The sequence below is a fragment of the Streptomyces sp. NPDC008238 genome, assembly GCF_042956445.1.
Lineage (GTDB): Bacteria > Actinomycetota > Actinomycetes > Streptomycetales > Streptomycetaceae > Actinacidiphila.
The window spans coordinates 278,728-300,857 of record NZ_JBIBGK010000004.1; the positions used below are offsets into that span (position 1 = coordinate 278,728).

Genomic DNA, 22,130 nt, shown 5'->3' on the forward strand with positions numbered 1-22,130 from the left:
TGACCGGGCGTCAGCCGCGGGCGGGCTGGCAGGAGGGGCACCAGAAGAGGTTGCGCGCCACCAGGGCGGCGGTGCGGACCTCGGTGCCGCAGATGTGGCACGGCATCGCGGCGCGGCGGTAGACGTAGACCTCGCCGCCGTGGTCGTCGACGCGCGGCGGCCGGCCCATGGCCTCGGGGGTGTGCTCGGGGCGGACGGTGTCGATGCGGTTGTTGCGCACGCCCTCGCGCATCAGGGCCACCAGATCGGCCCAGATCGCGTCCCACCGCGCGCGGTCCAGGTCCCGTCCCGCCAGGTACGGGTCGACGCCGTGGCGGAAGAGGACCTCGGCGCGGTAGACGTTGCCGACGCCGGCGACGACCTTCTGGTCCATCAGCAGCGCGGCGACACGGGTGCGGCTGCGGGCCACCCGGGCCCAGGCGCGCTCCCCGGTGTCGGCCGGCCGGAGCGGGTCCGGGCCGAGCCGGTCGTGTATCGCCTGCTTCTCGGCCCCGGTGATCAGCTCGCAGGCGGTCGGCCCGCGCAGGTCTGCGTGGTGCTCGTCGGTGGCCAGGCGCAGCCTGACCTGGCCGACGGGGGCACCGCCGGGGCCGGTGCCGAAGCCGAACTTCCCGTACAGCCCCAGGTGGACGTGGACCCAGCCGAGCGGGCCGAACCCCAGGAAGAGGTGCTTGCCGTGGGCCTCCGCGGACTCCAGCACGGCGCCGTCCAGGAGGGCGGCGCCGTCGGAGAACTTGCCCTGCGGGCTGCTCGCGCGGACCACGCGGCCGGCGAAGCGTTCCCCGTGGTCCGCGGCGAGGCGGTGGATCGTATGCCCCTCGGGCATGCCCGGATCAGCCCTCCTGCGGGTGGTGCGGGGGGATCGGGGGCAGCTCGCCGGTGGTCTCGTACGCGGTGAGCATGCCGATGCGGCGGGTGTGGCGCGGCTCGCCGGAGTAGGGCGTGCCCAGGAAGACCTCGACGAACGCGGTGGCCTCGTCCGTGGTGTGCATGCGGGCGCCGACGCTGATCACGTTCGCGTCGTTGTGCTCGCGGCCGAGGGTCGCGGTGTCCCGGCTCCACGCCAGCACGGCCCGGACGCCCTTGACCTTGTTGGCGGCGATGGCCTCGCCGTTGCCCGAGCCGCCGATCACGATGCCGAGGGAGCCGGGGTCCGCCGCGGTGCGCTCCGCAGCGCGCAGGCAGAACGGCGGGTAGTCGTCCTGGGCGTCGTAGACGTGGGGGCCGCAGTCCACGGGCTCGTGCCCGTTGGCCTTGAGCCACCCCACGAGGTGGTTCTTGAGTTCAAAGCCGGCATGGTCGGAACCGAGGTACACGCGCATGCGGACGAGTGTCGCACGGGCACCCCCGGCGACATGCCGTGGGTGTTCCGTGGGGGGAATTTGAGGGTCCGCTGAGGATGGGACAACGAAACGGAATCAAAGGTTCCCTGCTCGCACCCGGGCGGTGTTTCATGCCACCCCATGAGTACACGTCCCCCCACCCCCACGGCAGGCTCCACCGCTCCGGCCCCCGAGGCCCCGACGGAGCCCGGGAACGGCTCGGGCCTCAAGGCCGGGCTCAAGAACCGCCACCTGTCGATGATCGCGATCGGCGGTGTGATCGGCGCCGGACTCTTCGTCGGCTCCGCCTCCGGCATCGCCGCCGCCGGTCCCGGCATCCTCGTGTCGTACGCCCTCGTCGGCCTCATGGTCGTCTTCGTCATGCGCATGCTGGGCGAGATGGCCGCCGCCAACCCCACCTCCGGCTCCTTCTCCGCCTACGCCGACCGCGCGCTGGGCCGCTGGGCCGGTTTCTCCATCGGCTGGCTGTACTGGTTCTTCTGGGTCGTGGTGCTGGCGGTCGAGGCGACCGCGGGCGCCAAGATCCTGGAGGGCTGGGTCCCGGCCGTGCCGCAGTGGGGCTGGGCGCTGATCGTGATGGTCGTGCTCACCGCGACCAACCTGGCCTCGGTGGCCTCCTACGGCGAGTTCGAGTTCTGGTTCGCCGGCATCAAGGTCGTGGCCATCGCCGGCTTCATCGTGCTCGGCGCCCTCGCCGTGGCCGGCGTGCTGCCCGGCAGCCACAGCGACACCGCGGGGCTGGCCAACCTCACCGAGCACGGCGGCTTCCTCCCCAACGGCCCCGGCAAGATCCTCACCGGTGTGCTGCTGGTCGTGTTCTCCTTCATGGGCAGCGAGATCGTCACGCTCGCAGCCGGCGAGTCCGCCGACCCCGAGCGCGCGGTCACCAAGGCCACCAACAGCGTCATCTGGCGGATCGGCGTCTTCTACCTGGGCTCGATCCTCATCGTGGTGTCGCTGCTGCCGTGGAACGACCCGTCGATCGCCGAGGACGGCTCCTACGTCGCGGCGCTGAACTCCATCGGCATCGCGCACGCCGGCCAGATCATGAACGTGATCGTGCTCACGGCCGTGCTGTCCTGCCTCAACTCCGGCCTCTACACCGCCTCCCGCATGGCCTTCTCGCTGGGCCTGCGCGGTGACGCGCCCAAGGCGTTCGCCCGCACCACCGGGCGCGGCGTGCCGCAGGCGGCGATCCTGGGCTCGGTCGTCTTCGGCTTCGTCGCGGTCTTCTTCAACTACCGGTACCCCGACACCGTCTTCCTCTTCCTGCTCAACGCCTCCGGCGCGATCGCGCTGTTCGTGTGGCTGGCGATCTGCTTCTCGCAGCTGCGCATGCGGAAGATCATCCTGAGGGAGGCCCCGGAGCGGCTGCGGGTGCGGATGTGGCTGTACCCGTACCTGACCTGGGCGACGATCGCGATGATCGTGTTCGTGCTCGGCTACATGCTCACCGACACCGCCGACGGCGGTGGCCGGGACCAGGTGGTCGTCTCGGTGCTGGTGGCGCTCGGCGTGGTGGCCGTCGCGGTGGCGCGCCAGCTGCTTCACAAGGGCCGGAAGGACGCGCCGACCCGGTCGTAGGCGGCCGGCGCGGAAGACCCGGTCGCGGCCGCGTACCAGACGTTCAGCTGGTAGGACTTGCCCCCCGCGGTGAAGCCGAGCTGCCGCGCCTTCCAGGCCGCGCCGGCCTGGGTGAAGGAGTACTCCCAGACCACGGCCGGACGACCGCGGAACGACGTCCGCTCCAGCCGGGTCTTCCGGTAGCCGGGCACGTCGTGGGAGCCGGCCTCGAAGGCGCGCCACTGCTCCAGGAGATCGCCGCCCCGTGCGAGTGCGTACGAGGCGGCGATCTCCTGCTGTCCGTCCGGGGCGTGGTAGTGGACGTTGGACGGGCTCTTGGCGCTGCGCGTCCAGCCCCGCGGCGGCACCCAGGCGAAGCCGGTCTCGTTGCGCTCCCCGGGGGCGGGCGTGCCGGTGGACGGGGCGGCGGGCGAGGTGGCGCCGGTGGAGGGCGGGCGGCTGGTGCCCGCGACGACGGGGCCCTCGCGGTGGCCGGTGCGCGGCGCGGTGAGCAGGACGCCGGTGACGGCGACGGCCGCGGCGGCCGCTCCCGCGGCGCTCAGCAGCGCCGCCCGGCGGAGCCGCGAAGGGGCCGGCCCGGCGGCACGGCCCGGTCCGGGGCCGGGCTCCGGCGCGGGGGCGGGTGCGGGTGCGGGTGCGGGGACCGGCGGGGGCTCGGGGGACGGCTCCGGGGCGGGGGAAGCCGGGGTGCGGTGCTCCCAGCCCGGCGGGACGGCGTCCTCCGGCTCGGCCTCCGGCGCCGTGTCCGGTGCGGCCTCCGGTGCCGGGGCGGCCCTTCCGACGGCGAGCGTCGGGGTGCGCCCCTCCTCCGGGGGCGGCGGCTGCCGGGTGACGACGGTCGGGCCGCCCGGGGGCGCGCCGAGGGCGGCCAGCGCCTCGTCCAGTCCGTCCAGGGTCATCCGCTCCTCGGGGTCCTTGCGCAGCAGGGCCGCCAGGGCGGCCCGCAGCGGCCCGGCGCCGGCCGGCAGCAACGGCTCCTCGTAGAGCACGGCGTGCAGCGTGGCCAGGGTGGTGGCGCGGGAGAAGGGGGACGCTCCCGCCAGGGCGGCGCAGAGGGTCGCGCCCAGGGACCACAGGTCCGAGGGCGGCCCCTGCCGGCGGCCCTCCACGCGTTCCGGGGCCATGTAGTCGGGCGAGCCGACCAGCATCCCGGCCATCGTCAGCGCGGTGGCGTCCTGGATCGCCGCGATGCCGAAGTCGGTGAGGACGACCCTGCCCCGGGTGTCGATCAGCACGTTGCCGGGCTTGATGTCGCGGTGCAGCACGCCGACCGCGTGCACCTCCCGCAGTGCACGGGCCAGCCCGGTACCGATCCGTACGGCCTCGGCCACGTCCACCGGGCCGTCCTGGACCAGCACCTGCTCCAGGGAGCGGCAGTCGACCAGTTCCATCACGATCCAGAGCCGTTCGGCCTCCTGGACCACGTCGTAGATCCGGACCACGTTCGGGTGGTCGATCCGGGCCGTGGCGCGCGCCTCCCGCAGGCTGCGCTCACGACGGACCCGCGCGTCCTCGGCCTCCCTGTCGTCCAGGCGCATCTCCTTGACCGCGACCTGCCGGTCCAGCACCTCGTCCACCGCCCGCCAGACGCGGCCCATGCCGCCCTGGCCGATCGGCTCCCCCAGCCGGTAGCGGCCCACCACGAGCCGGCCGCGCACCTCACCACCCGCATTTCCCACCATGCCCGGACTCCCCACTGCGGAGGGAATTCCCCATGCCCCTCAATTCCTGTCCGGCGGCCCGCAATTCACGCGCGGACCGGGACAGAAGTATGAACTTGCCACCATCACAGCATAGTTGCCCGGAATCTTGTGGTACCTCTTCAGATACCGCTGATGCGGTGCAGAAGGGGGAAGAGCAATGCGCCTTTTCAATCGGCGAATTCATGTTCGGAAATCGGCGGCGGCGGCCGCCGTGCTGGCGCTGGCGTTCGCCGGACCCGTGTACGGCGCCGAGCCCGTACCGGGCAGCGGCCAGGGGGGTACGCCAGGTCCCAGCGCCCCGGCCGGGGTGAAGGTGAGCACCGAACTGCCGGCCAGGATCTCCGTCGACAACAAGACCGAGAAGACCTCGATCACGGCCCGGGTCGTCAACAAGGGCGACGCGCAGTCCCCTGAGCTGCGGCTCCTGGTGGTCGGTTTCGACGCCCTCGAGGTGACCGCGGTGAAGGGCTGCGACCCGATTCCGGAGGCGAAGCTCCCGGAGGGTTCCAACAGCGGATTCAGCTGCGCCGTCGGAAAACTGGCGGCGGGAAAGAGCAAGGCCTACACCGTGTCCGCGACCTACGACCTCCAGGGCAGGGGCAAGATCTGCCTGCCCGTGATGCTCGGCGACTCCGGCACCCTGCTGTGGCAGCAGGGCCCGGTCCCGTTCGGCACCAGCGAGCCCACGCCGAACGCCCCCGACACCCCGCTGCTGCTGGGCACCGACAACGTGCCCTTCGGCCCCGACACCTCCGCGAGCGCCGGCCCCTCCGCACCCGGCTCCCTGCCGGACACCGGCGTCCCCGGGCGCACGGCCGTCCTGCTGCTGGGCGGCGGGCTGCTGCTGGCCGCGGGCGCCGCGGGACTGTGGCTGACCCGGCGCGGGCCGGCGCCGCGGCACTGACGGAGGACGCAAGGAGGGGGCGGGGCGATCGCCCCGCCCCCTCCACCCGGGTGCGTCGTGCCGCGTACCCGGTCAGCCGCGGCGGCCGACCAGCTTCCAGGCGGCGGGCAGCGCACCCATGGCGAGCGCGGCCTTCAGCGCGTCGCCGATGAGGTAGGGGGTCAGGCCCAGGGCGACGGCCTGGCCCAGCGTCAGGTGTGCGGCCAGCGCGAGGTAGGGGACGCCCACGGCGTAGGTGACGGCGCTGCCGGCCACCATGACCCCGGCCATCCGCCACACGCCGCGGTCGGCGCCCCGGCGGGCCAGCGCGCCCACGAGCGCGGACGCCAGCGCCATGCCCAGGATGTAGCCGAAGCTCGGCGCCGCCGCGCCGGACGACCCCTCCGCGAACCACGGAACCCCGGCGACACCGGCGACGGCGTACAGCGCGAGCGCCAGGAAGCCGCGGCGCGCGCCGAGGGCGGTGCCCACCAGCAGCGCGGCGAAGGTCTGGCCCGTCACGGGCACCGGCGACCCGGGGACCGGCACCGACAACTGCGCGGCCAGGCCGGTCAGTACGGCGCCACCGGTCACGAGCGCCGCGTCGCGCAGCCGCGACGCGGGGATGAGGTCGGCGAGGACCGGGTGGGTCCGTACGGCGGAAGCGGCGGGAACTGCGCTGGCCATCGGGTGACTCCGCGGGATGAGGGTCGGTTCGGGACACCGTGACGTTAACCCGCACCGCCCTCACCGATCATCGTCCGCCGATCACAAAGGCCCGATCACGGCGTTGGTCGCCTTCCTACAAGGAAGCCGCGCAGGGCGTGAGCTTCGTCACCCGGGGCTTAGTGGGGTTTCTCCAACGCCTCGTCGACGACCGCCCGAGCGGCGCCGCCGGCCGGGTGCGACACGGCTCCGGCGGCCGGCCGGCGGCCTCCTATGCTGCCCGCATGAGCGCTCCGTCCTCCCCCTCCCGCGTCGGCGTCGTCGGCGAGGTCCTCGTCGACCTGCTGTGGCGTGCCGGGGAGCGGCAGGTCACACCGGTGCCCGGCGGCAGCCCGGCCAACGTCGCGGTCGGCCTGCACCGGCTGGGGCGGCCCACCACCCTGGTCACCACGTGGGGCGACGACCCGCCCGGCGAACTGGTCCGGGCGCACCTGGAGTCCACCGGGGTCGAGGTCGTGCGGGCCGCGAGCCCGGCCGGGCGCACCACGCTGGCGATGGCCTACCTGGACCGGGACGGCTCCGCCTCGTACGACTTCCTGGCCGCGTGGGACCCGGAGCGGCTGCCGCTGCCCGCAGACACCGCGGTGCTGCACACCGGTTCGCTGGCCACGGTGGTCGAACCGGGGGCGACGCGGGTGCTGGAGCTCTGCCGCGAGCTGCACGCGGCCGCGGGGCGCACCGTCGTCGCCGACCTCAACGTGCGGCCCGCCGTCCTGCCCGACCGTGCCGCCTACCGCCGGGCGTGCCTGCGGCTGGCCGGGGTCACCGACGTGGTCAAGGCCAGCGACGCGGACCTCGCCTGGCTCTTCCCTGGGCTGGCCCCGCAGGAGGCGGCGCGGGCGCTGCTCGCCGAGGGGCCGCGGCTCGCGGTCGTCACGCTGGGCGCGGCGGGCGCGTTCGCGGTGACCGGGGACGCCCTCGTACGGGTGGCGGCGCCCGAGGTCGACGTCGTCGACACCATCGGGGCGGGCGACGCCTTCCAGGCGGCGCTGCTGGACGCGGTCGCCGGTGCCGGCGTCCCCGCCGCGCCGGACGCCCTCGCCGCCGTGCTGGAGCGCTGCGTCACGGCCGCGGCCCTCAATTGCACGCGGGTGGGCGCCGACCCGCCCTCCCGCGCCGAGCTGGACGCGGCGCTCGCCGCACGGCACGGGTAGCGCCGCCGGGAAAATGCGGGGCCGGCGGGCGCGGGCTCTGGCTACCCTCGCGGGATGGACGAGGCACGGCTGACGGGGCAGGTACTGGTCTTCGACGCGGACGACACGTTGTGGGAGAACAACGTGGTCTTCGAGCGGGTCATAGAGGACTTCCTGGACTGGGTGGACCATCCCGTCCTGGACCGCGCGCAGATCAGGGCGCTGCTCAACGAGATCGAGGCGGCGAACGCCGTCGTCCACGGCTACGGCAGCAAGGTCTTCCTGCGCAGCCTCGGCGAGCTCCTGGAGCGGCTGCGGGAACGGCCCGTCACCCAGGCCGAGCTCGGGCGGGTGGACGAGCTGGCGGTGGCCTTCGTGGAGCACCGGGTGGAGCTGATGCCCGGCGTGGCGAGCACGCTGGAGGAGCTGGGCACCCGCCACGAACTGCTGCTGCTCACCAAGGGCGACGAGGAGGAGCAGGCGCGCAAGGTGGCGGCCTCGGGGCTGGCGGACCGCTTCCGCGGGGTGCACATCGTGCCGGAGAAGGCCGCGGGGACCTACCGGGCGCTGCTGGCGGAGTACGGCTTCGCGCCGGACAGGAGCTGGATGGTCGGGAACTCCCCGAAGTCGGACATCCTGCCCGCGCGCGAGGCCGGGATGAGCGCGGTGTTCATCCCCAACGAGAACACCTGGGTGCTGGAGCAGTCCGAGCTGGACCCGGCCGACGAGCGGGTGCTGCGGCTGGCGGCCTTCCCCGAACTGCTCCGGCACTTCTGACCGGACGGGCCGGGATCAGTCGAAGACGGGGCCCTGGTCGCGGGTCCGCTTGATCTCGTAGAAGCCGGGGGTCGACGCGACGAGCAGGGTGCCGTCCCACAGGCGGGCGGCGGCCTCGCCCTTGGGCGCCGGGGTGACGACCGGGCCGAAGAAGGCGATCTGCTCGCCGTCGGCGCCGGGGACCGCGATGACCGGGGTGCCGACGTCCTGGCCGACCTTGGAGATGCCCTCCTGGTGGGAGGCGCGCAGCTCCGTGTCGTAGGCGTCGCTGCGGGCGAAGTCCGCGAGGTCGGCGGGCAGGCCGGCCTCCTCCAGGGCGGCGACGATGACCTCGTGGTCCTTGTGGCCCAGGCCCTGGTTGTGGATGCGGGTGCCCAGGGCGGTGTAGAGGGGGCCGAGCACCTTGCTGCCGTACTTCTGCTCGGCGGCGATGCAGACGCGGACCGGGCCCCAGGCCGTGGTCAGGAACTCGCGGTACTCCTCGGGGAGCTCGTCGCGGTTCTCGTTGAGCACCGCGAGGCTCATCACGTGCCAGCGCACCTCGACGGGACGCACCTTCTCCACCTCCAGCATCCAGCGGGAGGTCATCCACGCCCAGGGGCAGGCGGGGTCGAACCAGAAGTCCACCGGGGTGGGGGTGGTTGTGGTCTCGGTCACGTTTCTCTCCTCCGGGCATGACGCGTCGACGCGTCGTTTCCCACGGCGCAACGCCCTCGGTGCCATCGCCATTCCCGTGCGCCGCCGTCCGGGCCGACGTGCGAAGATGCGTGGCGTCCACAAGACAGATCCCACAACGGCGTGCGAAGGATGGAGACCCCGTGCCCGGTGAGAACCTCACGCGTGACGAAGCCCGCGAGCGGGCACGGCTGCTGGCCGTGGACAGTTACGAGGTCGCCCTCGACCTGCGGTCGGCGCTGCGCCCGCAGGAGCCGGCGTTCCGGTCCGTGACGACGGTCCGGTTCCGCTGCGCGGAGCCCGGCGCCTCCTCCTTCGCCGACCTGCTCGCCCCTGCCGTGACGTCGGTGACGCTCAACGGGCGGGAGCTGGACCCGGCGGAGGTCTTCGACGGGACGCGGATCGCGCTGGACGGCCTGGCCGCCGAGAACGTCCTGGTGGTGGACGCGCAGTGCGCCTACAGCCGCACCGGCGAGGGCATGCACCGCTTCACCGACCCCGAGGACGGCGAGGTCTACCTCTACACGCAGTACGAGCCGGCCGACGCCCGCCGGGTCTTCGCGAACTTCGAGCAGCCCGACCTGAAGGCGCCGTTCACCTTCTCCGTCACCGCCCCCGAGTCCTGGGTGGTGCTGGGCAACGAGCGCGTCACCGGGGTCTCCGACGGCGGCGAGACCCGGCACTTCGCGCCCACCCGCCCGATCTCCACGTACATCACGGCGGTCGTCGCCGGGCCGTACCACATGGTCCACGACACCTACCGGCGCACGCTGCCGGACGGCTCCGAGCTGGAGATCCCGCTGGGCGCGCTGTGCCGCAAGGGCCTCGCCCGCCACTTCGACGCCGACGAGATCTTCACCGTCACCAAACAGGGCCTGGACTTCTTCCACGACCACTTCGGCTACCCGTACCCCTTCGGGAAGTACGACCAGGCCTTTGTGCCCGAGTACAACATCGGCGCCATGGAGAACCCGGGGCTGGTCACCTTCCGCGAGGAGTACGTCTTCCGCGGCAAGGTCACGCAGGCGTCCTACGAGGGCCGGGCGAACGTCATCCTGCACGAGATGGCGCACATGTGGTTCGGCGACCTGGTCACCATGCGGTGGTGGGACGACCTGTGGCTGAAGGAGTCCTTCGCGGACTTCATGGGAGCGTTCTCACTGGTGGAGGCCACCCGCTACAAGGAGGGCTGGATCACCTTCGCCAACCGCCGCAAGGCCTGGGCCTACCGCGCCGACCAGCTGCCCTCCACCCACCCGGTCACGGCCGACATCCGCGACCTGGAGGACGCCAAGCTCAACTTCGACGGCATCACCTACGCCAAGGGCGCCAGCGTGCTCAAGCAGCTGGTCGCGTACGTCGGGCGGGACGCCTTCCTGGAGGGCGCGCGCCGCTACTTCCAGCGCCATGCCTACGGCAACACCGAGCTGGGCGACCTGCTGTCGGTGCTGGCGGAGACCTCGGGGCGCGACATGGCCGGCTGGTCGCGGTCGTGGCTGCAGACGGCCGGCGTCAACTCGCTGACCCCGCAGGTGACCTACGACGCCGACGGGCGGGTCGCCGAGCTGGCCGTGCTGCAGGAGGCCGCGACCTCGCACCCCGAACTGCGGCCGCACCGGGTCGCGGTGGGGCTCTACCGGCGCACCGCCGAGGGCGTCGTGGAGCGCTACGCGCGCGTGGAGACCGACGTCGCGGGCCCGCGCACGGTGGTGGACGAGCTGACCGGGGCCGAGCGCCCCGACCTGGTGCTGGTCAACGACGACGACCTCACCTACTGCAAGATCCGCTTCGACGAGGACTCCCTGGCCACGGTCCGGGAGCACCTGGGCTCGCTGACCGACCCGATGGCCCGCGCCCTGACCTGGTCAGCGGTGTGGAACATGACCCGCGACGGGCTGATGCCCGCCCGCGACTACCTCGACCTGGTGCTGCGCTTCGCGGGCGCCGAGACCGACATCGGCGTGCTGCAGGGGCTGCACATGCAGGCCCGTACGGCCCTGAACGACTACGCGGCGCCCGCCTGGCGCGAGCACGGCGCGCGTGAGCTGGCGGACGGGGCGCTGCGCGAGCTGCGCGCGGCGGCCCCGGGCAGCGGCCACCAGCTGGCCTGGGCCCGCTTCCACGCGGCCGTGGCCTCCGGGGACGCCGGGACGGCCGTGCTGCGCGGGCTGCTCGACGGCACCGAGAAGATCGACGGGCTCGACGTCGACCAGGAGCTGCGCTGGACCTTCCTGGAGGCGCTGGCCGCCGGCGGCGCGGCCGACGAGGCCGCCGTCGCAGCGGAGCTCGCCCGCGACGACACCGCCTCCGGCAAGCGGCACCAGGTGCGCTGCCTGGCGGCACGGCCCTCCGCGGCCGTCAAGGAGCAGTGCTGGGCGTCGGTCGTGGAGTCCGACGCGCTGTCCAACGCGCTCGTCGAGGCCACCATCGCGGGCTTCGACCAGGCGGGCCAGCGCGGGCTGCTCGCCCCGTACGCGGACCGTTACTTCGAGGTGATCGAGCGGATCTGGAAGGAGCGCTCGATCGAGATCGGCATGGCCGTCGTCCGCGGGCTGTTCCCGCACCACCAGGACCGGCCCGCCACGCTCGACGCCGCCGACGCCTGGCTGGACGGCCACGCCGACGCGCCGCCGGCGCTGCGGCGGCTGGTCGCCGAGTGCCGGGACGACCTCGCGCGGGCGCTGCGGGCGCAGGACCGGGACGCGGCGGCCGGGGCCGTCTGAGGCCCCCTCCCGGATGGGAACAGGTGACCGATCACCCCAATGGCGTACGCGGGGTACCGTCCGGCCCCGGTGGTGCGGCAGCATCGCCGGGGCGGGGCAGCAGGTGAACGAAGGCTGGTCACCCGGATAGGTGAAAAATCACGCTCGGCAACCGAACGCCTGAACTTTAGTGCGGTGATGTCCGCATTTGTCGACGGAACGGTAACAGCCGTTAGCCTCCCCGAGGGAAGCGGGAATCCACCCGCCATGAACCACAACATCCCCCTCAGCCCCCGCCCCCTCGACCACCTCTCCCGCACCCGGCCGACCGTGCTGTCGGCCCGCCAGCTGCGGGAGCACGGCGTCACCCCCGAGACGCTGGCCGAGCGCTGCCGCCCCGGCGGGCCGTGGCAGGAGGTGCTCCCCCGGGTGTACGTCCTGCACCGCGGCCGCCCCACCGGCGACGAGCGGGTCCGGGCTGCGCTGCTCTACGCGGGCCGCGAGGCGATGGTCACGGGGCTCGCGGCGCTCGCCCTGCACCGGTTCTCCTCGGTGCCGCCGCTGCTCGGCCTGGACCGGATCGACCTGCTGGTGACCCGGCAGCGCCGGCTGCGCGCCGTCGGTGACGTGGGGCTGGTCCGCACGCCCGCGCTGCCCCGGCCGCAGGGGGTGCAGGGCGTGCCGTGCGCGCCGCTGCCCCGGGCCCTGGCGGACGCGGTGGAGGAGCTGGAGGACGCCCGGGCGGTGCGGCAGGTGCTGACCGAGGCGGTGCGCGGCGGGCACTGCGAGGCGTCGGCGCTGGTCGCGGAGCTGAGCCGGGCCCGGCTGCTCTCCCGGCCGCATGTGGTCGAGGCGGTGGACGCGCTGGTGGCCGAGGGCCGGGCGATCGCCGAGAGCCGGCTGTACACGATGGTGCGCTGCTTCGGGCTGCCCGACCCGCTGTGGAACGTGGACCTGCGGCTGCCCGGCGGCCCGCACCTGGGCGGCGTGGACGCGTACTGGCCGGAGCACGCGGTCGCGGTGGAGCTCGACGCGCGCGTGCCCCGGCAGGAGGACGACACCCAGTGGGCCGAGTACGCCCGCAAGCGCGAGCACCTGGAGCGGCTCGGCATCTCGGTCGTGCACATCACTCCGCGCAAGCTGCGCGAGTCCCTGGAGCAGCAGGCCACGGTCGTCCGTACGGCCCTCATGGCCGCCGCCGACCGCGACCCCGCGTCGTGGGTGGTGGTGCTGCCGCGGTGACCGGGGGCGGTCAGCGCTTCTTCAGCAGCAGCTCCACGTTGCGGTCGCCCGGCTCGCCGGAGAGCGTCGCGCGCGATCCCGGCGCGTTGAACGCGAGCTCGCGGTAGAGCGCGGCGAGTCCGGTCTGCGACAGGTCGGAGAAGTCGGTGCGGTAGGGGGCCGCGGACTCCACGAGCGTGCAGTGCAGCGAGAGCGTGCCGTCGTGGTTGTCGGTCAGCTCGATGATCCGGGCCAGCTGCGGGTAGTCGACGTGGGAGGCGGTGGAGACCTCCCAGAACGTGCCGTGCGGGACGATCTTGTTCTTGTGGCTGTGCCCGTTGATCCAGGCGGCCACGTTGCGGTGCCGTCCGAGCAGCGTGAGCACCTCGTCGCCCCCGTGCCGCCGCTCGGCGGGGCGGGCGGGGTCGCGGACCAGGTTGGTCATCGACCAGCTGGGGTGGTGGCTGAAGACCAGCACGGTGTCGTCGGCGTGCTCGGTGAGCGTCCGGTCCAGCCAGTCCAACTGGCCCGTGCCGAGGGAACCGCGGTAGTCGCCGCCCCGGTCGGTGGTGTCGAGGCTGACGCCGAGGACGCCGTCGGAGATCCGGAACGTGTAGTAGAGCCGGCCGGAGTCGAGTTCGGCCGTCGTGTAGCCGTGGCCGACCGGACCGGCCCCGGCGTGCGCCGGGTCCAGGTGGGCCGCGATGTACTCGCGCGGGGTGACCGGCGCGCGGCGCTCGTCGGGGGTGACGGTGCGGGCGCTGCTCCGGTAGCGGTTCCAGGCCTGGCGGAAGCGGGTGCCCTGGGGGTCGGGCCCCTTGCGCAGGAAGTCGCCCACCGCCTCGGCCTCGGCCGGGGGCAGCCAGAACAACTTCCGCGAGCCGAGCGCGAGGTCGTGGAAGAAGGACGAGGCGGCGTACGAACCGCCGTACAGCTGGTCGTGGTTGCCGATGGTGGAGTACCACGGGACCTGCAGGCCAGGGCTGTTGAGCTCGCGGACCGCGGCGGCGAGGAAGCCGGGCAGCCGGGGGTAGCCGGCCGCCTTGTCGGCGTCGCGCAGCGCGGCGTCGGGCTGCCAGAAGCCCTTGAGGCCGGAGTCCTGCACGCCCTCGTAGTGGCCCGGGTCGCCTGAGTCGGGCGTGAAGCGGCCGCCGCTCATCACCGCGAGGAACCAGTCCAGTTCGATCCGCGAGTTGTTGTCGGTGTTGTCGCCGGTGGTCATGACGAAGCCGATGGGCGTGCCGGTGGCGGGCCCGTGCCGCAGCGCGTTGACCCGTTCGACCAGGGAGACGGCGCCGGCGTTGGTCAGCGCCTCCTGGGGACGCCAGCCGGCCGGGGAGGCGGAGCGCATGAACTCGTAGCGCTGCGGGTTCTGCACGTCCGTGAGGTGCAGGTCGGTGAACTGCACCAAGCAGGAAAGGGGCGTGCGGCGTTCGGCGCGGCCGCTCCTGGCGGCGGCCAGTTCGGTCCGGGTGACCCGCTTCCAGCCGGGGCCGTCGCCCAGCCGGCGGTAGCCGCCCCGGCCGCGCGGAGCGGCGACGGAGTGCAGGGTGGTGCCCGCGGTGTAGGGCTGCGCCGCGGCGGGCGAGGCGGGTGCCGTGGGGGCGGCAGGAAGGCCGGGGGCGGGTCCGGTCGGCTCCGCGAGCGGGGGCGCGGCCGTCGCGTCGCCCGAGCCGGGGACGAGGGCGAAACCGAGCCCCGCGCCGAGGGCGGTCACACCCGAGGCGATCAGGACGTTGCGGCGGCTGAGGGCGGCAGCGGACACGGGACCAGGCATGACGGGTTCCCCCGGTGGACGGTGGCTGCGGCGGCACTGCGGTGCCGCTCCTCACCGGATCGTTGGCACCCGGGGTGGCCTGCGGTGCAACGGAAACGGAACGTCCGGCACCCATCTGCGGACTTGGATCAGCAGTCCTCCCGCGGGTCACCGGCGCCGGGTCCGCAGGTGTCCGGACGCTCATCCGTTGTTCATCCACCGCCGTGTCCGCGTCCCGCGCCGGAAGTCCCCCGCAGCACCGAACGCCCGCGCGCAATGGACCGGTTCGGGCTGCTTCGCGCCCCGGCCGGGGTCCCGGCTTCTTGACGTATTCGCGTCATGTCGGTCTTACGCCATCTACGGCACTCCCCAACAACCCCACAGATGGCGCAATGTGTCGGTCAACTGGCGCCCAAATCTTGAACAGGATGCCCATGTCTCTCGATCACATACGCGGGAAGAGACGCGTGGTCCGAGTCGCGCTCGCGGCGGGCCTGGTGGCCGCTCTGACGACGACCGGAATCTCCGCCTCCACCGCTTTCGCCGACACGACCGGCGACCCGGCGGACGCGGCGGTGAAGACCGCGCACGACAAGCTCGGAGCGGCCGACGCCGAACTCCTCGCCGAGGCCAAGGCCGGCGGCGAGAAGAACGTCACCCTCATGATCGCCACCAGCAAGGGCTCCACCGAGCAGGTCTCGGACGAGCTCGACGCGCTCAAGGGCGCGTCGGTGGACCGCACCTACGACAACCTCGGCTACGTCCGCGCCACGGTTCCCACCGCCAAGGCGGACGCGGCGATCGCGGCGGCGCAGAAGCTCTCGTCGGTGCAGGCGATCGACCTCAAGCAGGAGATCGTCCTCGACGACCCGTCCCCGTCGGCCGACGGCGGCAAGGGCTCCTCGAAGGGCCACGGCCACGACCACGGGCACGGCTCCACCACGTACCCGGCTCCCGGTGCGAAGACCCCGGCGAAGAACCCCTACCAGCCGGCCTTCGAGACCGGCGCGGTGGACTTCGTCAAGGACAACCCGAAGGCCGACGGACGCGGCGTCACCATCGGCATCCTCGACTCCGGCGTCGACCTCGGCCACCCGGCGCTGCAGAAGACCACCACCGGCGAGCGCAAGATCGTCGACTGGGTCACCGCCACCGACCCGATCACCGACGGCGACGGCACCTGGCGCCGCATGACCAACGGCCCGCGCGTCAGCTACCAGGGCCGCACCTGGTCGGCCCCCGAGGCGACGCAGCAGGTCACGGTCTTCTTCGAGTCGGCCACCGCCGGCGGCGACATGGCCGGTGACCTCAACCGCGACGGCGACACCACCGACTACTGGGGCGTCCTGTACGACCCGGCCAAGGGCACCGTCCGCCTCGACCTGAACGACAACGGGGACTTCGCCGACGACACCGAGATGAAGCCGTACAAGGACGGCTTCCAGATCGGCTACTTCGGCACCGACAACCCCGCCACCGCCATCTCCGAGCGGATCCCCTTCGTGGTGCAGGTCCGCAAGGACGTCCCCACGGACCCGTACGGCGGCACCTGGGTCGGCAAGAAGGCCGACTTCGTCAACATCGGCGTCATCGAGTCCGAGCACGGCACCCACGTGGCGGGCATCACCGCCGCCAACAGCCTGTTCGGCGGCAAGATGAACGGCGCCGCGCCGGGCGCGAAGATCGTCTCCTCGCGCGCCTGCACCTGGGGCGGCGGCTGCACCAACGTCGCGCTGACCGAGGGCATGATCGACCTCGTGGTCAACCGCGGTGTGGACATCGTCAACATGTCCATCGGCGGCCTGCCCCCGCTGAACGACGGCAACAACGCCCGCGCGCAGCTGTACACGCGTCTCATCGACGACTACGGCGTGCAGATGGTCATCTCGGCCGGCAACAGCGGCCCCGGCGCCAACACCATCGGCGACCCCGGCCTGGCCGACAAGGTCCTGAGCGTCGGCGCGACCATCTCCAAGGAGACCTGGGCGGCCAACTACGGCTCGCAGGTCACCAAGGCGTACGACATGATGCCGTTCTCCTCGCGCGGCCCGCGTGAGGACGGCGGCTTCGCGCCGATCATCTCCGCGCCGGGTGCCTCCATCAACACCATCCCGACCTGGGAGCCCGGTGGCCCGGTCGCCGAGGCCGGCTACACCCTGCCGCCCGGCTACGCCATGCTGCAGGGCACCTCGATGGCCTCCCCACAGGCGGCCGGCGCCTCCGCGCTGCTGCTGTCGGCGGCCAAGCAGACCCGCGTCCCGCTGAGCCCGGCCACCCTGCGCACCGCGCTGACCAGCACGGCGCACAAGATCAAGGACGTCCCGGCATACGCGCAGGGCTCCGGCCTGATCGACATCGTCGACGCCTGGCGCCTGATCAGGGCGGGCGCGAGCGCCCACACCTACACGGTCAAGGCCCCGGTCGACACGTTCTTCTCGGGCGCGCTCGCCACGCCTGGCTACGGCACCGGCATCTACGACCGCGAGGGCGGCCTGAAGGCCGGCCAGACCAAGACGTACGACGTCACCATCACCCGCACCACCGGTCCGAACCGGTCCGTCCGGCACGACCTGGAGTGGGTGAACAACGACGGCACGTTCCGCTTCGCCGACTACGACAACGTGTGGCTGCCGCTGAACAAGCCGGTGACCGTGCGCGTCAAGGCCAAGCCCGGCTCGACCGGTCTGCACAGCGCGATCCTGACGGTCGACGACCCGGCGACGCGCGGCACCGACCAGCAGATCCTCAACACCGTGGTCGTCGCCACCCCGCAGGCCAAGCCGTCCTTCGCGGTCAAGGCGTCGGGCTCGGTGCAGCGCAACGGCACCAAGTCCTACTTCGTGACCGTCCCCGAGGGCGCCAAGACGCTCGAGATCAAGATGGGCGGCCTGGCCACCGGCAGCCAGACCCGCTTCATCGCGATCACCCCGTGGGGCATCCCGGCGGACCCGACCACCACGACGTTCTGCTACCCGAACTACACCACCACCAACGGGTGCCGTCCCGACCTGCGCTCCTACACCGACCCGATCCCGGGCGTGTGGGAGATCGAGGTCGAGGCGCGTCGTACCTCGCCGGTGCTGAACAACCCGTACAACCTGACCGCGACCGCGCTCGGCGTCTCCTTCGACCCCGAGGTCCAGACCGTCGAGGAGGCCACGGTCGGCACCGCCGCCCCGGTCTCCTGGAAGGTCACCAACGGCTACGCACCGGTGCAGGGCAAGCTGAAGGGCGGCGCGCTCGGCTCCGCCGCGGCCTCGCGCAAGACGATCGCCGACGGTGACAGCGTCACCAGCACGGTCGTCGTCCCCGCGGGCGCGTCCCGGCTGGACGTCGCCATCGGCGGCACCTCCGACACCTCCGCCGACCTCGACCTGACCGTGTTCCTCAACGGCACGCAGGTCGGCCAGTCCGCGGACGGCGACTCGGAGGAGGCCGTGAGCATCGCCAACCCGGCGGCCGGCACGTACACCATCCAGGTGGACGGCTACTCGGTCCCGGCCGGCACCACCGAGTACGACTACCGCGACGTCTTCTACTCGGCGACGCTGGGCTCGGTCGTCGTGGACGAGGCGGCGTCCGTGCCGCTGGCCAACGGCGCCTCCGCGAACGTCGCGGCGAACGTCCTGGTCGCGGCCCCGGCTCCCGAGGGACGTCAGTTCTTCGGCGAGGTGCAGCTGCTCAACGCCGACGGCACCGCCGCCGGCACGGGCAGCGTGCTGATCGACAAGGTCAACGCGGGCTGACCTGCGGCCACGGCCTGATCACCGCCTGAAGGGGCGGGTGCTCCCCGGAGCACCCGCCCCTTCAGCTCTGCCGCCCCTTCAGCTCTGCCGCCCCTTCAGCTCTGCCGCCACTCGTACTCCTGCTCCCCGCAGCGCAGCGAGCGTGAACGGGGCAGCGCCCGCTCCACCCACTCCCGCGTCCGGGCGATGTCCTCGCCCTGGTGGACGAAGGTGGAGCCCCAGGGCCGCAGCCCGACCCTGATGAGCACACGGCTCCCCACGGCCATCTCGGGCTCCCCCTCCTCGTCACGGTCGACAGGGAAGGTCAGCCGGCGGTCCCCGCGCCCGCCCTTGAGGTAGCGGTCGACCTCCATCCGCACCGACACCCGGTCCGCTGCCTCTCCCGGCGTCACCCGCACCACCCTCCCCTCGGCGACGAGTTCGGTGCAGGCCAGCACTTCCGCGTCGGTGCTGCGGACCGACTCGGATTCGGCCTCGCCACCGCCGGTCCCGCAGCCGGCGAGCGCGGCGAGCGCGAGCAGCGCCGCCACGGTGAGGGCCGGTCCCCTCCCGCTTCCCATGTCCCGTACTCCCCTCATGCGGTGTCGCTCTCGCACGGCAGCCCCCGGGAGGCCGTGAGTGCCCTCTCCATCCAGGCGCGGGCGGAGGCGATGTCCTCGGCGCCCTCGTACAGGTCCACCGGCTCCTCCGGGAGGACAGAGACCATCACCAGGACGCGGGACCCGGGTTCGGGAGGCGGAGCCACGTCGTCGTGGTCGTCGTCGATGTGGATCGTGAACGCCAGCCGGGGAGCGCCCCCGGCGGGCTTGAGGCGGCGGTCGACGTCCATCACCACACGCAGGTCCCCCGGTTGCCCGGTGGGCGTCACCTCGCGCACGGTGCCCTCGGCGATGTCGCTCGCGCAGGCGACGACGCCCTCCGCCGTGAGCTTCGCGTCGCCCACCGCCGAGTCTCCGCCCAGTGCGGCGTTCCGCGCCAGGACGACCCCGCCGATCCCCACCACGCCCGCCACGACGGCGGCCAGGCACCACGCGAGCGCCCTGCGCCCGTGGGGGCGGCGCTCCGCGGGCGGGGCGGGCCGTGCGGCGAGGGCGTCGCCGATCAGCCGCACCTGGGTGCGCAGCAGGTCCACGTCGGCGCGCGCGGCGGCGTACTCCTCCCCGCCCGCGGGGCCGTCCGGCGGCACGTCCGCAAGGGCGGCCGACAGTGCCTCGTCCGCCCCGTGGGCCTCGTACTCGTCCCCGCGCATCGTCACACCACCTCCTTGGTGTGCAGCCGGCCGCGCAGCGCGCGGACGGCGGCGTGCAGCCGGCTCTTGACCGTGCCCTCCGGGACGCCGAGCGCCGCGGCGATCTCGGCCACGGGCAGGTCGGCGTAGAAGCGCAGCGTCAGCACCTGCCGCTGCCGCGGCGGCAGTTCCTGCAGTCCGTCGGCGACCGCCAGGGCCAGCACATGCGCCTCTCCCCCGCCGTGCCGGGCCTCGTCCCGGGGCGTCAGGGCCGCGAGGCGTTCGCCGAGCCGCTCCTGCCGGCGGCGCGAACGGTGCCAGTCCATCGCCACGTTGGAGGCCGCTACGGCGGCCCACGCCCCCGGGTCCCGCAACGGCTCGCGGCCGGCCGCCCGGTGCTCCAGCAGCTTCAGCCGCACCTGCTGCACCCCGTCCTGCAGGTCCCCCGCGGTCACCCCGCCGAGCGCCAGGACGGCCCGTACCCGATCGAGGTGCTCCGGCGCGAGGGGGTCCTCCCCGTCCCCCGGCCGGGACCTCCGTCTCAGCAGCGCCACACCCCTCCCCTTCCGCGATTTCCCCTATGACGCGGCAACGGGGGAAAACGTTCACCCCGCCCGTCCCGCGTCCGGCCCTACCCTGGCGTGGTGTCCGCCCCTCATGAACTGACGATGCTGGAACAGGCCGCGGCCGTCCGGGCGGGCGAGCTGTCGCCCGTGGAGCTGACGGCCCACTACCTCGACCGGATCGAGCGTCTCGACCCCGTGGTCGGGGCCTACCTGACGGTCACGCCCGAACGCGCCCTCGCGGACGCGCGGCGCGCCGAGCGCCTGCTCAAGGAGGGCGGACCGCTCCCGCCGCTGCTCGGCGTGCCGGTGCCGGTGAAGGACCTGACGCCGGTCGCCGGGGTGCGCTTCACCTCCGGCTCGGCGGTCCTCGCCGACCGGGTGGCCGACCAGGACGCGTACCTCGTCCGCCTGCTGCGGGACGCCGGGACCGTCCTGACCGGGAAGACCAATACCCCCGAGTTCGGGCTGCCCGCGTACACCGAGGGCGCCGTGGGCCCGCCGGCCCGTACCCCGTACGACCTGGCGCGCGGCGCGGGCGGCAGCAGCGGCGGCGCGGCCGCGGCCGTGGCGGCCGGACTCGCGGCGGCGGCGCACGGCAGCGACGGGGGCGGCTCCCTCCGCATCCCGGCGAGCTGCTGCGGGGTCGTCGGGCTCAAGCCGAGCCGGGGCCGGGTGAGCCCCGCGCCCTGGGGCGACGCGAGCGGCCTCGCCGTCAACGGGCCCATCGCGCGCACGGTCCGCGACACCGCGGCCCTGCTCGACGTGCTGGCCGTGCCCGCGCCGGGCGACCCCTTCCGGCTGCCGCCGCCGGAGCGCTCCTTCCTGCGGTGGTGCGAACGGGAACCGGGACGGCTGCGGATCGCCCGCTGGGCGGTGCCGGACGTGGCGGGCGTGGAGGTCGCCCCGCAGGTGCTGGCGGCGTACGAGCGCACCTCGGCGCTGCTGGCCGGGCTCGGGCACGAGGTCGTGGACGTGCCGCAACCGCTCGCCCCGGGCGACCGCGACGCGTTCACCCCGGTGTGGGCCGTGCTGGCCGCGCTCACGCCCGTGCCGCCGGAGCGCAAGGGGGAGCTGCTGCCGCTCACGCGGTGGCTGCGGGCCCAGGGGCAGGACGTGGGCGGCCTCGACTACGCGCGCACGCTGGGCGTCATGCAGGCGGTGGGCCGCAAACTGGCCGACGCCGTCGAGCCGTACGACGCGGTGCTCACCCCGACGCTGGCGCAGCCGCCCGCCCCGGTGGGCGCCCTGCGCGACGACGCCGACCCGGAGGCCGACTTCGCGGCGCAACTGGCGTTCACGCCGTTCACCGCGCCCTGGAACATCGCCGGGCTGCCCGCGGTGTCGCTGCCGCTGGAGTGGTCGCCGCAGGGGCTCCCCATCGGCATGATGCTCGGCGCCCGGCACGGCGAGGAGGGCCCCCTCCTCGCACTCGCCGCCCAACTGGAGGCCGCCTCCCCCTGGCGGGCCCGCACGTCCCGCGCGTTCGAACCGGCGGCACCGGGCCGGCCGCCGGCCTGAGCCCCGCGGGGCCGGGGTGTCCTGACCGTCGCCCCGGTCGTGCCGGACCCCCCGCCCGCCCGCCTGGGCCGTCCGGCAGACGGGCACGGCGGTGCCTCGGGTGCGAAGCGCGCCCCGGGCGTCGGGCCCCGGTGCGCCCGGGGCCGCAGCCGCCCGTCGCCGGCGTTCGCGTCGCGCGCCCCCGCACCCGCACCCGCACCCGCACCCGCACCCGCACGAAGCAACACGTCCCCCGCCCGCCTGGACCGTTCGATAGCAGCGGGGCAGCACCCAGTGGGCCCCGCAGCCGGCCACCAAGGCCGGTCCGGGCGTCGCGCCCGTGGGCCTCCGGTGCGGCAGCCGCCGTACACCGGTATCTCGACGCCACCAGGCGTGTGCGCCGCACCCGGACGCGAAGCCCCGCACCTGGCACGAGCAACACGTCCCCGCCCGCCTGGGCCGTTCGGGGGACGGTGGGCCGGCGCCTGACCGGGTCCGCCCTCGCGGGGAGGGCGCGGCGTCCGATGCGGCCGGGGGCGCCACTCTTGGGCGGTGACGTCGTGCACGGAATGCGACTGCCCCGCCACGCA

17 protein-coding genes are annotated in these 22,130 nt (G+C 73.7%); 8 read left to right on the plus strand and 9 right to left on the minus strand.

Translation table 11 applies throughout. The features are described from left to right. Positions 1-10: 10 nt before the first annotated feature. Together ACFZAU_RS13605 and ACFZAU_RS13610 are read right to left on the minus strand one after the other, a co-directional pair. Positions 11-826: an Fpg/Nei family DNA glycosylase gene (locus tag ACFZAU_RS13605; protein WP_500552254.1), complete on the minus strand. Its 816-nt coding sequence runs from the start codon at positions 824-826 to the stop codon at positions 11-13. 7 nt (positions 827-833) lie between these two features. Next, a complete protein-coding gene (locus tag ACFZAU_RS13610) occupies positions 834-1,322 on the minus strand; it encodes a ribose-5-phosphate isomerase (RefSeq protein ID WP_499598968.1) in 489 nt (162 codons plus the stop codon). 141 nt (positions 1,323-1,463) lie between these two features. Between ACFZAU_RS13610 and ACFZAU_RS13615 the strand changes: the two genes are divergently transcribed. Then, a complete protein-coding gene (locus tag ACFZAU_RS13615) occupies positions 1,464-2,927 on the plus strand; it encodes an amino acid permease (protein WP_500552255.1) in 1,464 nt (487 codons plus the stop codon). Here ACFZAU_RS13615 and ACFZAU_RS13620 read toward each other — a convergent pair. Beyond that, positions 2,891-4,609, minus strand: coding sequence for a serine/threonine-protein kinase (locus ACFZAU_RS13620; RefSeq protein ID WP_500552256.1), 1,719 nt, complete (start codon positions 4,607-4,609; stop codon positions 2,891-2,893). The two genes, ACFZAU_RS13615 and ACFZAU_RS13620, sit on opposite strands and share 37 nt — an antisense overlap. Positions 4,610-4,787: 178 nt before the next feature. Here ACFZAU_RS13620 and ACFZAU_RS13625 point away from each other — a divergent pair, with 178 nt between their 5' ends. Further along, positions 4,788-5,534 (plus strand): hypothetical protein, encoded by a 747-nt coding sequence (locus ACFZAU_RS13625; RefSeq protein ID WP_500552257.1) that lies wholly within the window; start codon positions 4,788-4,790, stop codon positions 5,532-5,534. Between the two features lie 72 nt (positions 5,535-5,606). Here the strand turns inward: ACFZAU_RS13625 and ACFZAU_RS13630 are convergent, their stop codons facing one another. Further along, positions 5,607-6,200, minus strand: a complete 594-nt coding sequence (locus ACFZAU_RS13630) for a biotin transporter BioY (protein WP_499598973.1) — start codon at positions 6,198-6,200, stop codon at positions 5,607-5,609. A 263-nt stretch (positions 6,201-6,463) separates the two neighbouring features. Here ACFZAU_RS13630 and ACFZAU_RS13635 point away from each other — a divergent pair, with 263 nt between their 5' ends. Together ACFZAU_RS13635 and ACFZAU_RS13640 are read left to right on the plus strand one after the other, a co-directional pair. Next, complete coding sequence (locus ACFZAU_RS13635) at positions 6,464-7,393, plus strand: carbohydrate kinase family protein (protein ID WP_500552258.1); 930 nt, start codon at positions 6,464-6,466, stop codon at positions 7,391-7,393. A 54-nt stretch (positions 7,394-7,447) separates the two neighbouring features. Then, positions 7,448-8,149 (plus strand): HAD family hydrolase, encoded by a 702-nt coding sequence (locus tag ACFZAU_RS13640; RefSeq protein WP_500461643.1) that lies wholly within the window; start codon positions 7,448-7,450, stop codon positions 8,147-8,149. Positions 8,150-8,164: 15 nt separating this feature from the next. Here the strand turns inward: ACFZAU_RS13640 and ACFZAU_RS13645 are convergent, their stop codons facing one another. After that, positions 8,165-8,806, minus strand: a complete 642-nt coding sequence (locus ACFZAU_RS13645; protein WP_499598976.1) for a mycothiol-dependent nitroreductase Rv2466c family protein — start codon at positions 8,804-8,806, stop codon at positions 8,165-8,167. A gap of 161 nt (positions 8,807-8,967) precedes the next feature. Here ACFZAU_RS13645 and pepN point away from each other — a divergent pair, with 161 nt between their 5' ends. Then, positions 8,968-11,547 carry an aminopeptidase N gene (gene pepN / locus ACFZAU_RS13650; protein ID WP_500552259.1) on the plus strand — a complete coding sequence of 860 codons (2,580 nt, stop codon included), beginning with the start codon at positions 8,968-8,970 and terminating at the stop codon, positions 11,545-11,547. Positions 11,548-11,793: 246 nt separating this feature from the next. Continuing rightward, entirely contained in the window at positions 11,794-12,768 is a 975-nt protein-coding gene (locus ACFZAU_RS13655; RefSeq protein ID WP_500552260.1) for a hypothetical protein, read from the plus strand. A 10-nt stretch (positions 12,769-12,778) separates the two neighbouring features. On the opposite strand, the gene ACFZAU_RS13660 is transcribed toward ACFZAU_RS13655, so the two are convergent. Next, entirely contained in the window at positions 12,779-14,524 is a 1,746-nt protein-coding gene (locus tag ACFZAU_RS13660; protein WP_500552261.1) for a TIGR03767 family metallophosphoesterase, read from the minus strand. A gap of 407 nt (positions 14,525-14,931) precedes the next feature. Here ACFZAU_RS13660 and ACFZAU_RS13665 point away from each other — a divergent pair, with 407 nt between their 5' ends. Then, complete coding sequence (locus ACFZAU_RS13665) at positions 14,932-18,249, plus strand: S8 family serine peptidase (protein WP_500552262.1); 3,318 nt, start codon at positions 14,932-14,934, stop codon at positions 18,247-18,249. A gap of 95 nt (positions 18,250-18,344) precedes the next feature. On the opposite strand, the gene ACFZAU_RS13670 is transcribed toward ACFZAU_RS13665, so the two are convergent. The 3 genes from ACFZAU_RS13670 to ACFZAU_RS13680 are packed head-to-tail and all read right to left on the minus strand — an operon-like array spanning position 18,345 to position 20,031. After that, positions 18,345-18,809, minus strand: coding sequence for a hypothetical protein (locus ACFZAU_RS13670; RefSeq protein WP_500552263.1), 465 nt, complete (start codon positions 18,807-18,809; stop codon positions 18,345-18,347). A gap of 14 nt (positions 18,810-18,823) precedes the next feature. Further along, positions 18,824-19,504, minus strand: a complete 681-nt coding sequence (locus ACFZAU_RS13675) for a hypothetical protein (protein ID WP_500552264.1) — start codon at positions 19,502-19,504, stop codon at positions 18,824-18,826. Further along, positions 19,501-20,031, minus strand: coding sequence for a sigma-70 family RNA polymerase sigma factor (locus ACFZAU_RS13680; protein WP_500552265.1), 531 nt, complete (start codon positions 20,029-20,031; stop codon positions 19,501-19,503). Before ACFZAU_RS13680 ends, ACFZAU_RS13675 begins: the two co-directional genes overlap by 4 nt. Positions 20,032-20,121: 90 nt before the next feature. Between ACFZAU_RS13680 and ACFZAU_RS13685 the strand changes: the two genes are divergently transcribed. Next, complete coding sequence (locus ACFZAU_RS13685) at positions 20,122-21,561, plus strand: amidase (RefSeq protein ID WP_500552266.1); 1,440 nt, start codon at positions 20,122-20,124, stop codon at positions 21,559-21,561. Positions 21,562-22,130 lie beyond the last annotated feature (569 nt).

Bases quoted from the DNA above. Each gene is read 5' to 3' on its own strand.
- ACFZAU_RS13610 (WP_499598968.1), bottom strand. From the start codon at position 1,322: ATGCGCGTGTACCTCGGTTCCGACCATGCCGGCTTTGAACTCAAGAAC.
- ACFZAU_RS13665 (WP_500552262.1), top strand. From the start codon at position 14,932: ATGCCCATGTCTCTCGATCACATACGCGGGAAGAGACGCGTGGTCCGA.
- ACFZAU_RS13625 (WP_500552257.1), top strand. From the start codon at position 4,788: ATGCGCCTTTTCAATCGGCGAATTCATGTTCGGAAATCGGCGGCGGCG.
- ACFZAU_RS13640 (WP_500461643.1), top strand. From the start codon at position 7,448: ATGGACGAGGCACGGCTGACGGGGCAGGTACTGGTCTTCGACGCGGAC.
- ACFZAU_RS13635 (WP_500552258.1), top strand. From the start codon at position 6,464: ATGAGCGCTCCGTCCTCCCCCTCCCGCGTCGGCGTCGTCGGCGAGGTC.
- ACFZAU_RS13655 (WP_500552260.1), top strand. From the start codon at position 11,794: ATGAACCACAACATCCCCCTCAGCCCCCGCCCCCTCGACCACCTCTCC.
- ACFZAU_RS13660 (WP_500552261.1), bottom strand. From the start codon at position 14,524: ATGCCTGGTCCCGTGTCCGCTGCCGCCCTCAGCCGCCGCAACGTCCTG.
- ACFZAU_RS13605 (WP_500552254.1), bottom strand. From the start codon at position 826: ATGCCCGAGGGGCATACGATCCACCGCCTCGCCGCGGACCACGGGGAA.
- ACFZAU_RS13620 (WP_500552256.1), bottom strand. From the start codon at position 4,609: ATGGTGGGAAATGCGGGTGGTGAGGTGCGCGGCCGGCTCGTGGTGGGC.
- ACFZAU_RS13615 (WP_500552255.1), top strand. From the start codon at position 1,464: ATGAGTACACGTCCCCCCACCCCCACGGCAGGCTCCACCGCTCCGGCC.
- ACFZAU_RS13670 (WP_500552263.1), bottom strand. From the start codon at position 18,809: ATGGGAAGCGGGAGGGGACCGGCCCTCACCGTGGCGGCGCTGCTCGCG.
- ACFZAU_RS13630 (WP_499598973.1), bottom strand. From the start codon at position 6,200: ATGGCCAGCGCAGTTCCCGCCGCTTCCGCCGTACGGACCCACCCGGTC.